Origin of the sequence: Lentzea xinjiangensis, from assembly GCF_900110955.1 — a bacterium.
Taxonomy (GTDB): Bacteria; Actinomycetota; Actinomycetes; order Mycobacteriales; family Pseudonocardiaceae; genus Lentzea; species Lentzea xinjiangensis.
In genome coordinates this window covers 278,833-291,347 of sequence record NZ_FOFR01000001.1, presented here as the reverse complement: position 1 = coordinate 291,347, position 12,515 = coordinate 278,833, and the positions used below count along the sequence as shown (strand labels likewise).

The following is a 12,515-nucleotide window of genomic DNA, read 5'->3' as shown; positions in this document are numbered from 1 at the left end:
ACAACTTCGTCTCAAGAGGACGGTGAGCTGCGCCGACTCAGAGAAAATTGCTGCACAGGGCCACGCCGACAGCCACGCCGAGCGCCAGTCCGACGATGAACACGGCCAGGTAGCGCCACCACGGCGCGGGGGCCGGCGGCGCGGCCGGCACGGGGTAGTAGCGCACGATGCCCCTGGCGGGCCCGAGCTCGACATCGCGCTGCGAGCCGTCGTGGTGGAGTCCGCCGAGGAAGTCCTCGTCCTGCGTCACGCCACCAGTAGTACCTCAAAAAGGTGACCCAGCGGTCGCCGTTGACCGCTGGGTCACCACACACCTGGAAGGGATCAGCCCAGGCGCTGCTTCAGGGCCGCCAGCTCGTCGCGGAGCGTGGTCGGGACCTTCTCGCCGATCTTGGCGAACCACTCCTCGACGAGCGGGATCTCGGCCCGCCACTCGTCGGCGTCGAAGGCGAGCGCCGCCTCGACGTCCTCGCGCGACGCGTCCAGGCCCTCGAGGTCGAGGTCCTCGGCGGTCGGCACGTAGCCGATCGGCGTCTCCTGCGCGGCGGCCTTGCCCTCGATGCGCTCGATGGCCCACTTCAGCACGCGCGAGTTCTCGCCGAATCCCGGCCACAGGAAGCGCTTGTCCTCACCGCGGCGGAACCAGTTGACGTAGAAGATCTTCGGCAGCTTGTCGGCGTCGGCACGCTTGCCGAGGTCGACCCAGTGCTGGAAGTAGTCGCCGGCGTTGTAGCCGATGAACGGCAGCATCGCCATCGGGTCGCGGCGCACGACACCGGTCTTGCCGACCGCGGCGGCCGTGGTCTCCGACGACAGCGTGGCGCCCATGTAGGTGCCGTGCTGCCAGTCGCGCGACTCGGTGACCAGCGGGATCGTCGTGGCGCGGCGGCCACCGAAGAAGATCGCCGAGATCGGCACGCCGTTCGGGTCGTCCCACTCCGGCGCCTTGATGTCGCACTGCTCGATCGGCGTGCAGTAGCGCGAGTTCGGGTGCGAGGACAGCTCCTCGCTGTCCGGCGTCCAGTCCTGGTGCTTCCACGAGGTCAGGTGGGCGGGGGGCTCGCCCATGCCCTCCCACCAGATGTCGCCGTCGTCGGTCAGCGCGACGTTGGTGAACAGCGAGTTGCCCTTGGCGATGGTGCGCATCGCGTTCGGGTTGGTGTGGTAGTCCGTGCCGGGCGCGACGCCGAAGAAGCCGTTCTCCGGGTTCACCGCGTACAGGCGGCCGTCCGCACCGAAGCGCATCCACGCGATGTCGTCGCCGAGCGTCTCGACCTTCCAGCCGGGGATGGTCGGCTCGAGCATCGCGAGGTTCGTCTTGCCGCAGGCCGACGGGAACGCCGCCGCGATGTAGTACGCCTTGTTCTCCGGCGAGGTGAGCTTGAGGATCAGCATGTGCTCGGCGAGCCAGCCCTCGTCGCGCGCCATCACGGACGCGATGCGCAGCGAGTAGCACTTCTTGCCGAGCAGGGCGTTGCCGCCGTAGCCGGAGCCGAAGCTCCAGATCTCGCGGGTCTCCGGGAAGTGGGAGATGTACTTGGTCTCGTTGCACGGCCACTGCACGTCCTGCTGGCCGTGCTCGAGCGGGGCGCCGAGCGAGTGCAGCGCCGGGACGTAGTCGGCGTCCTCGCCGAAGAGCGCGAGGGCCTTGGTGCCCATGCGGGTCATGATGTGCATGGAGACGACGACGTACTCGGAGTCGGTGATCTCCACGCCGAGCATCGGCTTCTCCGCGTCGAGCGGGCCCATGCAGAACGGGATCACGTACATCGTGCGGCCACGCATGCAACCCCGGTACAGCTCGGTCATGATGGCCTTCATCTTGGAAGGGTCCATCCAGTTGTTCGTGGGGCCCGAGTCCTCCTCGCGCACCGAGCAGATGTAGGTCCGCTCCTCCACGCGGGCCACGTCAGTGGGGTCCGAGGCGGCCCAGAACGAGTTGGGCTTCTTCTTCAGCGGGACGAACGTGCCGGCGTCGACGAGCTTCTTCGTGAGACGGTCCCATTCGCCCTGGGACCCGTCAGCCCAAACAACCTCGTCGGGGCAGGTCAGCTCAGCGACTTCCTGAACCCATGCGAGCAAGCGCGCGTGGTTGGTAGGTGCGTGTTCGAGACCGGGAATGGTCACTGCCGTCATCTCGTCTCGTCTCCTGACTAAAACGCCTCGGCCGACCGAGGACGTAGCTGGTCCGTTCAGGACTTCGTCGTCCTCGGGAATAGCTCCAGACGCCCGGGGTGGGCCGGGCGTACGTGAAGGGGATGGACCGAGGTTAGCCCGGTGAATGGCGGGTAACGCACCCCCAGCCTGTCGCTTCTCTCACAAAACCGATTCTGGAATCGATTCAGCACTCGGACGGAGTTAGGCACGGCGCAAGGCGGGAAAAACACAAGAGGCCCCGGTGCGGTTCTCACCACACCGGGGCCTGTGACGTGCGTTTCAGTTCGGGCTGATCCACTGCCCGGTCGTGGAATCGATTCGGACGACCCCGTCGAACCGTTCTTCCTCGAACCAGTCGTCCGAGTCGTCCAAAATGCCGCTCTTCGAGTCCGTCACGTACCGGCCGTCGGACTCGATGTGCCCGTGCTCCACCTCGACCCAGTCGTCACCGCGGTGTTCCGACATCGTGACCTCGCCGGACTTGGTGATCTCGGTGGCCACCTCGGCCTTGCCGTCGCCGTTCTTGTCCGTGAACAGCCACGTGTCGCCCTGCTCGTCGCGCACGACGGCGGTGTCGGCCCTGCCGTCCCCGTCGGTGTCCTCGGTCGCCTGCCCGACGTTTCGCTCACCTTCGCCGGTCGGCACAACAATCGACTGCTCGGGCGACGAATTCGTCTTTTCCCGCTGCTGATCGCTCGGGTCGACGGCGACCCACTCGCCCGAATTCTCCTCGAACCGCGCCTGGCTGAGGAGATTGCCGTCCTTGTCGAACGTGCTCATCAGATCGGCGTCGCCGTCGCCGTTCGTGTCGGTGAACGCCAGGTGACCACCGTCATCGGTCTCGACCACGGCGGAGTCGTTCACGCCGTCCTCGTCGAGGTCGAAGGTGACGTCGGCGGTGTACTCCTCGTCCTCGACGGTCACCTTCAGCTCGGCGTCGGCCGCACCGTTCTCGTCGATGTACACCGGGACACACCTCCTGCCTGCTCATGTACCGGTATGACCCACGTTATGCCGGTTCGGTTCCCCCGCCAAGCGCAACACCGGCTGCGGCGGGATGCCTAGGCCCGGTCGCGCACCGACCTGATCCGGCCCAGCAGCTCCTCGGCCTTCGCGTGCCCCGACTCCACCTCGGCGAGCTGCCGGGTCACGGCCTGCAGCTCGCGGCCGCGTTCCCCGGCCTCCATCCGCAGCGCCCGGTCGACCTCGCGCAGCTCGGCCTCGATCGCCTCGATGCGCTTGGCCAGCGCCTCGTCCAGGGCGAGGGAGAGGGCCTGCTCCGCCTCGATCAGCTGCTCGGCGGCGAGCTGGTCCACTGTGGAGCGCGCGTCGGCGATGGCGTCGGAGAGCCACTGCTTGACGTGCTGCTTCTCGGCGGTGTGGGTGCGGGTCCTGGCCATCCACCAGCCCGCGCCCAGGCCCAGGGCGATGGTGACCGGCAGGACGATCGGGTTCAGCACGGCGATGCCCAGGCCAGCCAGCGGCATGACGGCCAGCTTGCCCGCGCCCAGACCGCCGGAGACGCCCATGAACACCAGCAGCTTGTCCTCGGCTGTCGGCGGGCGCTTCTCCTTGGGGCGCAGGACGACCGGCGGTTGCTCGCCGCGGGCGAACTGGCCGCGGAGCAGGGTCAGCTCCTCGGCGCTGAACAGGGTGGCCAGCACCGCGTCGGTGACCTGCGCCAGGCGCACGGACAGGGCCGTGGAGATGCGGCCGGACACCACCTGCAGCGCGGTGTCGACCTGCTGCGGCAGCAGTGCGAGGGTGGTGCGGTCGGCGGCGTCGATGGCGTGGCGGTACCAGGTCTGCAGGTCGCGCATCTGGCGGGAGATCTCGTGGGAGTTCTCGACGCGGGCGCGCTGGACCTCGCCGCGCAGGCGGACCTGCCAGCCGCGGGTGGACGAGCGGCGTTCGGTCTGCAGCTCCTCGCGCCGGGCCCTGAGCACGGCGGCCTCGTCCTCGCCGACGGAGAGGGCGCGCTTCTCGTGCTCCAGGCGGACCGTCAGCTCGGCCAGGACCGTGGACAGCGCGCGCAGGGCGTTGGCCTCGGCCAGCATGCCGGCGCGGCCCGCGACCAGTTCCTGCAACGCGGTCTGCAGGGACGCGATGCCGGACCGCTCGCGGAGCATCGCGGCGGCGTCCGGGTTCGGGGCCTGCGCCGCCAGGTCGAACAGGCGCGACGACACCGGGTGGAAGGGGGCGTCGGCGAAGCGCGGGGCGTGTTCGCCGAGCAGGGCGCGGTTCGCGTCGAGCACCTGCCGCCAGCCGCGGTACTGGTCGGTCTTGGTCAGGGCGAAGACGACGGTCTCCACGCGGTCGCCGACGCGCTTGAGGAAGTCCAGCTCGCCGCGGGTGAAGGGCGCCGACGCGTCCACGACGAAGACCAGGGCGGTGGCCGAGGTGACGGCTTCCAGGGCCAGTTCGCCGTGCACCGACTCCAGACCGCCGACGCCCGGTGTGTCCACAATGGACATGCGCTCCAGCAGCGGGATCGGCGCGTCGACCTCGACGTAGCGCGGGGGCAGCTCGCCCTCGGGCAGCTCGTGCGCCGCGGAGACCCAGTTGATCAGAGCCGGCAGCGGGAACGCCACCGGCGCGAGCAGGCCGGGGTAGCAGGCGCGGGCCGCCCAGGTGGGGCCGTGCTGGAAGACCAGGTAGGTCGAGGTGGCGACGTCGGCGTCGACCGGCGACAGGCCCGGCGTGGCGAGCAAGGCGTTGACCAGCGAGGACTTGCCGCGGTTCGTCTCGCCGACGATCACGACGGACGAGACCTCCTGCGCTGATCGGCGCGCGACCCAGTCGGCCATCGACGGGTCGAGCTCGCGCACGAGGGAGGTCAGACGTTCGCGCGTCTGCCGGACTGTCTGCGAGAGGTTGCTCATCGGGCCGTGTAGACCGTCACGATCGGAGCCCGCAGGAGGCGTCCGCGGTCGCAGAAGCCGGGCACCTCGGTCTCGGCGACCAGGCCCTGCAACGAGAGGTCGTCCGTCGGCACGGTCCCGCCCGCCTCGTGCCGGGACGGGTCGAAGCGCTGACCGTCGGCCCGCATCGCGACAACCCCTATGGACGACAGGCCTTCCTCGATGCGCTGGACCACGCCCGCACTGGCGCGGTCCAGCGCGTACAGGCACAGCTGGACCAGCGCTCGGCGTTCCGCCAACGCCTGGTCGAGCAGCTCGTCGGCAATGGTCTCCACACCGTCGTCCGACGCCAGATGAGTGGGATCGGTTCCGTTCAGGCTCATCGGTGCCCCCCAGCACGTAGTCGCTGCCAGATGAGGAAGTACGCCCGGTGGACGACGTGCGCCACCCTGGCCTGCGCCGGCGTCGCACCGAACGACGCGAACGAACGCCACCAGCCGGCCCGTTCCAGCGCGTGCGCCACCAGCTCACCGACGGGACGGCCGGGCAGTCCCAGCCGATCGGCGACGTCCGGGGTGCTGCCGACGCGCAGCACCTCCTCCGTCAGGTCGGCGGCCAGCTCGACCGCGCCGGACGAGATCAGCGTCAACGCCTCCAGCAGCCGGAGCTGGTGCGCTTCCGGCCGGGCCAGCAGGACCTCGATCGCGTCGTGCACGCGCTGCCGTTCGCCGGGGTCGCCCGAGGCCAGTGCGGTGACCGACGCCAGCGCGGCGGCCGCCTTGATGCCGTCCGCCCGCGCGCGGAACACCGCGTCGAGCCGTCCGCGCACGGCCGCGAACCCGGAGGCGTCGAACAGCACCCGCCGCAACGCGCCCGCGGTCAGCCCCGGCTCGGCGTCCAGTGCCGCCAGCGCGCGGCCGATGCCGTAGAGGTCGAGCTTCTCCAGCAACCGGGACCGGACGCCGGCCGCGACGGCGCAGTCCCACGACGTGAAGAGGTCGCCGGACATCAGCATCATCGTGCGGGTGTCCGGGTCCAGTGCCGCGAGCTGCCGCAACGCCTCCGCGTCCGCGGAGGTGAACTCGCCGGTCTCCGCGGACTCGGCGAGCAGGCTGATCACCGGCAGCACGTCGGCGACGCGCGGCTTGAGCAGCTGGGCCTGCTTCGCCGCGAGGATCTCCGCGGCACGCCAGAGGTCGCCGTCCGAGCCCTCGACGGTCTCCGGCGCCACGGCGTCGACCTTGTTCAACGCGGCGATGGCGTTGACGGGGCCCGCCTCCCGGGACGCGGTCGCGGCGGTGAAGGCGGCGATGGTCGAGTGGTCGTCCGCGCGCACGCCCTGCGTCACGACGTAGAGAACGGCCTCGGCACCCGCGACGGCGTTGCGCGACACGGGATCCAGCAGTTCCTCGGTGCGCGCGACCGAAGCCGCGTCCAGCGAACCGAGGCCCGGCGTGTCGATGACGGTGAAGTCGCGCAGCACCGCGTTCGTCAGATACGCCTCGATGTGGGAAATGCCCTCCACGCCAAGAGAGGCGGGGATCATGCCGTTCGCGTCGAACGGCAGCACCTGCCGCCGGCCGTCCTGGAGGACGACTTCGATGCGGTCGACCGTTCCGTACTGATAACGCGTGACGAGCCGGGTGCACTCACCGATGTCGGTGGGCGCGACGCGGCGGCCGATCAGGGCGTTGACCAACGTCGACTTCCCGGACTTGATCCGACCGGCGACCGCCACCTGCAACGGCGCGTGCAGCCGGCGCAGCACCTCCTGGAAACCGGCGGCCGTCTGCGGCGAGACCTGCGGCCGGAGGGCAACGCACAGGTTGGCCACCGCCGCGCACAACGGCCCGGCCAGTTGTTGTCCCTGCAACGCCGTCACGGCCGAATCCTGCCACGGTTTGTGGCTGTTCGTGCGCGGGTAGCCACAGCTCATGGGTGACAGCTACGTGACGTTCCTAGTGTTGGGGATCGTCCTGGTCGTGGTCGACGGCCAGCTGATCTACCGCAGCGGCAAGGGATACCTGAAGCGCGCTGCGTACGACGACGAGCAGGCCGGCGGCATGATGAAGCTGACGGCGGTGCTGTTCCACCTCGTCGTGCTCGGCCTGCTCGCACTGGTGTCGATCGTCGACGTCGAGACCGGCGATCCGGTGAAGAACGTGGTCGTGAAGCTGGGCATCGTGCTGCTGCTGCTGGCACTGGCTCACGGCGTGACGATGGCGATCCTGGCCAGGATCCGGGATCGTCAGATGCAGCAGCAGCTCGCGGACCAGATGGCCGAAGAGCACCGAATCTACGAGGAACGCCACGCGCACGTCGGCGAACCGCGACCCGCGCCCAAGATCGAGTCGCCTTACTCAGCCCCGTAGTGGGACCGCACGGCGTTCAGTGCCTCCCCCTCACTGGCGCCGAGCGACCGAGCGATGGCGACGAACTCCGCCGCTGCGGCGGAGAGCGGGTCCGGTGCATGCGAAGGCAGGGCAGCCACCACGGTGCCCTGCCTTCGTCCTGTCATGAGCACGCCTTCGGTCTCCAGCTCGCGGTACGCCCGCGCGACCGTGCCCGCGGCGAGCCCGAGGTCGGCGGCGAGCTGGCGGATGGCGGGCAACCGGGAACCGACCGGCAGCACCCCGCCGCCGATCAGGCGGACGAGCTGGTCGCGGACCTGACGCCAGGGGGCGACGCCGTTGTCGACGTCGACGACGATCCTCGGAGCGCTCACCGCACGATTGTCGCCGCGGGCGGCTTGGTGTTCGCCATCGCGACCCACGCCAGGATGCCGATGAAGCCGGGCCACCCGGCGACCGACACCCCGGCCACCGCCGCACCGAGCCCCGCCGACACGTGCACGCTGCGCGTCCGCAACGCCATGTCGACGACGTGGTCACCGCTCGCGGGCCGCGCGACGGCCGCCCAGATGATCACGGCCACCGCCACCGCCGACAACCCCAGCACGCCCGCGGCCATCCAGTCCCGGTTGACCACGTGGTAGACCGCCGCCGCCACCACCAGGACGACGTAGGTGAGCAACACGTACCTGGACGCGATGCCGCGCAGCTCCCGCGGTGCGAGCGTGGCTTCGCGCCGGGCGTGCCGCGGCGGCCGCAGCGCCAGCAGCTCGGCGAGCAGGGTGCCCACCAGCACGGTGGCCACCAGGTCGCCGTTGCCGCTGCCCAGCGGGGTGAAGTAGCCGATCGCCGGGTAGAGCCACGGGTAGAGCAGCCGCCGGCGCTTGAGGTACCGGACGGCGTCCTGCACCTGCGGCTCCGCGGGATCGGGCACCTCCCACTTCCTCAGCAACCGCTTGCCGTTCGCGGCGGTCGGCCACAACAGCACGAGCAGCATCAGCCCGACGAACACGAACGCGACCACCGCGGCCACGCGATCGCTCATGGCAGCCCCCCGAAGTTTGTACCAACCACTCGACACAATAACTCACACTGAAGTCGTACGCGAGGTCAGCCCGTGGCGCGACGCGCGGAAGTTCGGTTCGCACCTAACCTTGTCCGGTGCGGAGGTTCAGCCTGTGGATGAAGGCTCACCCGGCGTTCGGGGACTCCCTGATCGCCGGACTCCTGCTGATCTTCGACATGGGCGTCGGGGTGTCCGCGTTCGACCGCGGCGTGTCGTTCTCCGCGTTCCTCGCCGTGACGCTGCTGATGCTCGGACCGCTGCCGTTCCGCCGCTACCACCCGCTCGGCTCCGCCTACCTGATCCTCGCGGGCGCGTTCCTGCAGCTCTTCACCCACGGCGGCAACGAGGGCGTGCCGGTGCGGATGTCCGACTTCGCCCTGGCCATCGCCCTCTACACGCTCGTCGCGTACACGGGCCGCAAAGCGGCGCTGGTCTACTCGGGCTGGCTGCTCGCGGGCACGCTGCTGTGGGCGATCTTCCAGATCGGCGAGATCCAGGCCGTCTTCCTCGCGTTCATGGTCTTCGTGATCTTCGGCTTCAGCTGGGCGATGGGCGAGTTCGTCGGTGCCCGCCGCGCCTACCACAGCGAGCTGGAACAGCGCCTCAAGCTGCTGGAGACCGAACGGGACCAGCAGGCCAAGCTCGCCGTGGGCGAGGAACGCTCCCGCATAGCCCGCGAACTGCACGACGTGGTCGCCCACGCGGTGAGCGTGATGATCGTCCACGCCGACGGCGCCGCCTACACGATCAGGTCGCAGCCGGAGGTGGCGGAGAACGCCGTCCGCACGATCGCCCAGACCGGCCGCCTGGCCCTGACCGAGATGCGCCGCCTGCTCGGAGTCCTGCGCAGCGAGGACGCCGAGACCCAGTGGGCACCGCAGCCGGACGTCAGGGGCGTCGTCGAACTGGCCGAGAACACCAGGGCCGCCGGCGTCCCCGTCCGCCTGGAGATCACCGGCGACGTCGACGACCTCCCGGCGGGCGTCGGCCTGAGCATCTACCGGATCGTGCAGGAAGCGCTGACGAACACCATCAAGCACGCGGGAGCGGGCACCACCGCCCTGGTGCGCCTGGCCCGCACCCAGGAAGAGCTGCGGCTGGAAGTGATCGACAACGGCTTCGGCACACCGCACGACGTCGTCAAGGTGTCCGGCGGCAACGGGCTGATCGGCATGAGGGAAAGGACAGCGGTGCTGGGCGGCGAGTTCGAGGCGGGCCCCAACCCCGGCGGGGGCTGGCGGGTCCGCGCGACCTTCCCCCTGGCCGCATAGGGTGATCAGGTGATTCGGGTGCTGCTGGTGGACGACCAGGAACTCATGCGCATGGGTTTCCGCATGGTGCTGGGCGCGCAAGAGGACATCGACGTGGTCGGCGAGGCAGCCGACGGCCTGGACGCCGTCCAGATGGCCGACAAGCTGCGCCCCGACGTGGTCCTGATGGACGTCCGCATGCCGGTGCTGGACGGCGTGGAAGCCACCAAGCGCATCGCCGAGGCGAACACGTCCAAGGTCCTGGTCATGACCACCTTCGACATGGACGAGTACGCCCTCTCGGCACTGCGCAACGGAGCCAGCGGATTCCTGCTGAAGGACACCCCGCCCTCCGACCTGGTCTCGGCACTGCGCGCGGTGGCCTCCGGCGACGCCGTGGTGTCCCCCTCGGTGACCAAGCGCCTGCTGGGCAGGTTCCTCGGTGACGGCGGTGGCGAGCTGCGGGACGCCACCGTGCTGGACGTGCTGACGGAACGGGAACGCGAGGTGCTGGTGCTGATCGCGAAGGGCCTCTCGAACACCGAGATCGCCCGCAAGCTCTTCCTGTCGGAGGCGACGGTGAAGACCCACGTGGGCCGGATCCTCGCGAAGCTGGAGCTGCGAGACCGGGTCCAGGCCGTGGTTCTGGCCTACGAAACGGGCCTGGTCCGCCCCGGCGACGCCTGACGAGGGCAACGGCGAAGCCGAGCCGTCTTTCCTCACACGAGGCGGGTGGCGTGGTCCCGGCACGAGTCGTGCCGGCACCACGCCACACCGCGAACACCCACGCAACAGCAAGCCGCCACACCAACAGGCGTGCCATCAACCCGCCCACGGCGCTGGCCGGTCCTGGATCAGATCGGCGGAGCCCCGCGCCCTGAAACCGCAACCCGACCAGCGAAACGCAACCCCAAGACCTACCGGTACTCCTCCGGATCAGCCTCCACCACAGCCCCACCCATCCGAGGCTTCACGACCTCCTCGTACCACCGCCCCCAATCAGGCTGCGACCCGTCCAGATCCGTGAACCCGTACTCGCGCTTGAGCCGCCAGGACGACAGGCACTGCCCGGCGAACCGCCGCCGCCCGGGGTCGGCCGCGAGGTGCGCGAGCCCGCGCCCCAGGTAGTGAGGCGTCTCGGACAACGCGTAGTCCGGCACCTTCTCGATGGCGTCGCGCCAGTTGGCCTCGGTGACCCCGAACTCCTCCAGCATCTGCTCGGACCGCAGGAACCCCGGCGTGGCGGAGACGGCGGTCACGTTCGGGTGGTCCTTCAGGTCCTTGGCCAGCACCTCGCCGAACCGGCGGACCGACGACTTGACCGCGTCGTAGGTGAGGTTGACGAAGTAGGCCTCGCCGTCCTCCCCGTCGGTCACCTCGACCACGAGCCCGTCGTCGGAGCGCAGGACGAGGGGCATCAACCGGTGCAGCGCGACGAGGTGCGACTCGAGGCCGTTGCGCCACATGCGGAGCTGCCGGTCGAGGTCGTGCTCCCAGAACTTCCCCCACTCGACGAGGTTCTCGCCGCCCCAGACGTCGTTGACGAAGACGTCGAGCCGGTCGATCCGCGCCGCGAAAGCGTCCACTTCGGACGGAACGGTGAAGTCGCAGCGGATGGCGATCCCCTTGCCACCGGCGGCGTCCACCAGCTCCGCGGTCTCCTCGATGGTCTCCGACCGCCCGATCTCGGACCGCTGCGACCGGGTGGTCCGCCCGCCGACGAACACCGTCGCGCCGGCCGCGCCCAGCTCCACCGCGATCGCCCGGCCGGCGCCGCGCGTGGCGCCGGTGACGACGGCGACCTTCCCGCTCAGGTCCGGCTCACTTCTTGGTGACACGACGAACTCCCCTTCCCTCGCGCCACGACAGGACGACCATGCCGTCCCCTTCCACGGTGAGCGACACGACCTCGCTGACGTCGAAACGGAAGAGGTCCAGCTCACCGCCTTCCGGCATCCAGCCGGTGCGGTCGTACAGGTCCTTCAGGTAGTCCTCCTTGTCGGTCCAGAACTCGGCCGTCCCACTGATCTTCGCGTCGCCGCTCGTGGTCATCGAGGCCACGGTGGTGTTGCAGTGCAACGAGAACCTCGGGTCGCGGCGCAGGTCGCGCGACTTCAGCGAGTCGAGCATCATGCCGGCCCACAGCTGACCGCGCGCGAAGTCCGGTTCCACACCGCTGATCCGCGGTGCGCCGTCCTTGCGCAGCGTCGCGATCAACGCGTGCCGGTCAGCGGCGAACCGGCCCTCCACGAACGCGGCCAGCTCCGGCTGCTCGGCCGCGAACTCCGCCCAGGTTGCCATTCAGCGCATCCCCCTCAACACCAGGTCGATGTCTTCCTCCATACGTGCCGACAGCTCTCCGCGCGGCCGCACCGACCAGTCCATCGCGGTCCCGTACACCAGCGCGGCGAGCACGCGCGCCGCGGTCGGCGGCAGGTCCTCGGCCGCGCACAGGACCTCCAGCTCGGCCTCCATCCCGGCGTAGTGCCTGGCCAGCAACGCCCGCAGCTCCGGGTCGATCAGGTCGACCCCCAGCTGCGCCAGGTTGTTCGTCGCCACCACCGGGTCGGCCAGGCGGTCGAACCACGTCAGCAGCGCCGCGCGGACGCTGCCCGCCGCCCGCATCCGGCTGACGACCTCCTCGGTGCCGGCTCGGGTGAGCGCCTGGAGCAGACCGCTCTTCGACCCGAACCGCTTCGCCACCGCGCCGACGGACACCCCGGCCTCCGCGGCGACGTCGGCCACCGTGAACTCGGGCCCACGCCGGTCGATGACCGTCGCGACCGCGGTCAGGATGCGTTCGTCGGAGATCGTGCGAGGCCGTGCCACA

14 protein-coding genes are annotated in these 12,515 nt (G+C 69.9%); 3 read left to right on the top strand and 11 right to left on the bottom strand.

Translation table 11 applies throughout. The features are described from left to right. Positions 1 to 37 precede the first annotated feature (37 nt). From BMW88_RS01465 to BMW88_RS01440, 6 genes are all read right to left on the bottom strand, one after another. Positions 38 to 250 carry a hypothetical protein gene (locus tag BMW88_RS01465; protein WP_089948446.1) on the bottom strand — a complete coding sequence of 71 codons (213 nt, stop codon included), beginning with the start codon at positions 248 to 250 and terminating at the stop codon, positions 38 to 40. Positions 251 to 324: 74 nt separating this feature from the next. After that, positions 325 to 2,136, bottom strand: coding sequence for a phosphoenolpyruvate carboxykinase (GTP) (locus BMW88_RS01460; protein WP_089948445.1), 1,812 nt, complete (start codon positions 2,134 to 2,136; stop codon positions 325 to 327). Between the two features lie 300 nt (positions 2,137 to 2,436). Further along, complete coding sequence (locus BMW88_RS01455) at positions 2,437 to 3,123, bottom strand: DUF6802 family protein (protein ID WP_089948443.1); 687 nt, start codon at positions 3,121 to 3,123, stop codon at positions 2,437 to 2,439. 95 nt (positions 3,124 to 3,218) lie between these two features. Then, positions 3,219 to 5,039, bottom strand: coding sequence for a dynamin family protein (locus tag BMW88_RS01450; protein WP_089948442.1), 1,821 nt, complete (start codon positions 5,037 to 5,039; stop codon positions 3,219 to 3,221). After that, the gene (gene grpE, locus BMW88_RS01445; protein WP_089948440.1) at positions 5,036 to 5,401 is read right to left on the bottom strand and encodes a nucleotide exchange factor GrpE; all 366 of its coding nucleotides are present in this window, start codon (positions 5,399 to 5,401) and stop codon (positions 5,036 to 5,038) included. Before grpE ends, BMW88_RS01450 begins: the two co-directional genes overlap by 4 nt. After that, positions 5,398 to 6,954: a dynamin family protein gene (locus BMW88_RS01440; protein WP_425434585.1), complete on the bottom strand. Its 1,557-nt coding sequence runs from the start codon at positions 6,952 to 6,954 to the stop codon at positions 5,398 to 5,400. Before BMW88_RS01440 ends, grpE begins: the two co-directional genes overlap by 4 nt. Here BMW88_RS01440 and BMW88_RS01435 point away from each other — a divergent pair. Beyond that, a complete protein-coding gene (locus BMW88_RS01435) occupies positions 6,953 to 7,390 on the top strand; it encodes a hypothetical protein (RefSeq protein WP_089948438.1) in 438 nt (145 codons plus the stop codon). The genes BMW88_RS01440 and BMW88_RS01435 overlap by 2 nt on opposite strands. On the opposite strand, the gene BMW88_RS01430 is transcribed toward BMW88_RS01435, so the two are convergent. Together BMW88_RS01430 and BMW88_RS01425 are read right to left on the bottom strand one after the other, a co-directional pair. Beyond that, positions 7,375 to 7,743, bottom strand: a complete 369-nt coding sequence (locus BMW88_RS01430) for a GntR family transcriptional regulator (RefSeq protein ID WP_089948437.1) — start codon at positions 7,741 to 7,743, stop codon at positions 7,375 to 7,377. The genes BMW88_RS01435 and BMW88_RS01430 overlap by 16 nt on opposite strands. Next, on the bottom strand, positions 7,740 to 8,414 hold the full coding sequence (locus tag BMW88_RS01425) for a hypothetical protein (RefSeq protein ID WP_143115935.1): 675 nt from the start codon (positions 8,412 to 8,414) through the stop codon (positions 7,740 to 7,742). The genes BMW88_RS01430 and BMW88_RS01425 overlap by 4 nt, the downstream gene beginning before the upstream one ends. A gap of 116 nt (positions 8,415 to 8,530) precedes the next feature. On the opposite strand from BMW88_RS01425, the gene BMW88_RS01420 reads away from it, so the two are divergent. Beyond that, complete coding sequence (locus BMW88_RS01420) at positions 8,531 to 9,706, top strand: sensor histidine kinase (RefSeq protein ID WP_342714885.1); 1,176 nt, start codon at positions 8,531 to 8,533, stop codon at positions 9,704 to 9,706. 9 nt (positions 9,707 to 9,715) lie between these two features. Then, complete coding sequence (locus tag BMW88_RS01415) at positions 9,716 to 10,372, top strand: response regulator (RefSeq protein ID WP_089948433.1); 657 nt, start codon at positions 9,716 to 9,718, stop codon at positions 10,370 to 10,372. A gap of 230 nt (positions 10,373 to 10,602) precedes the next feature. On the opposite strand, the gene BMW88_RS01410 is transcribed toward BMW88_RS01415, so the two are convergent. From BMW88_RS01410 to BMW88_RS01400, 3 genes are read right to left on the bottom strand one after another with little or no spacing between them, the layout of a single operon-like run. After that, positions 10,603 to 11,523, bottom strand: coding sequence for an SDR family oxidoreductase (locus tag BMW88_RS01410; protein WP_245777508.1), 921 nt, complete (start codon positions 11,521 to 11,523; stop codon positions 10,603 to 10,605). Next, complete coding sequence (locus BMW88_RS01405) at positions 11,507 to 11,986, bottom strand: pyridoxamine 5'-phosphate oxidase family protein (protein WP_089948432.1); 480 nt, start codon at positions 11,984 to 11,986, stop codon at positions 11,507 to 11,509. The genes BMW88_RS01410 and BMW88_RS01405 overlap by 17 nt, the downstream gene beginning before the upstream one ends. Next, positions 11,987 to 12,514 carry a TetR/AcrR family transcriptional regulator gene (locus tag BMW88_RS01400; protein ID WP_089948430.1) on the bottom strand — a complete coding sequence of 176 codons (528 nt, stop codon included), beginning with the start codon at positions 12,512 to 12,514 and terminating at the stop codon, positions 11,987 to 11,989. Between the last annotated feature and the right edge of the window lies 1 nt (position 12,515).

Coding starts and splice junctions, on each gene's coding strand:
- BMW88_RS01450 (WP_089948442.1), bottom strand. CDS start 5,039: ATGAGCAACCTCTCGCAGACAGTCCGGCAGACGCGCGAACGTCTGACC.
- BMW88_RS01425 (WP_143115935.1), bottom strand. CDS start 8,414: ATGAGCGATCGCGTGGCCGCGGTGGTCGCGTTCGTGTTCGTCGGGCTG.
- grpE (WP_089948440.1), bottom strand. CDS start 5,401: ATGAGCCTGAACGGAACCGATCCCACTCATCTGGCGTCGGACGACGGT.
- BMW88_RS01440 (WP_425434585.1), bottom strand. CDS start 6,954: ATGAGCTGTGGCTACCCGCGCACGAACAGCCACAAACCGTGGCAGGAT.
- BMW88_RS01460 (WP_089948445.1), bottom strand. CDS start 2,136: ATGACGGCAGTGACCATTCCCGGTCTCGAACACGCACCTACCAACCAC.
- BMW88_RS01405 (WP_089948432.1), bottom strand. CDS start 11,986: ATGGCAACCTGGGCGGAGTTCGCGGCCGAGCAGCCGGAGCTGGCCGCG.
- BMW88_RS01435 (WP_089948438.1), top strand. CDS start 6,953: ATGGGTGACAGCTACGTGACGTTCCTAGTGTTGGGGATCGTCCTGGTC.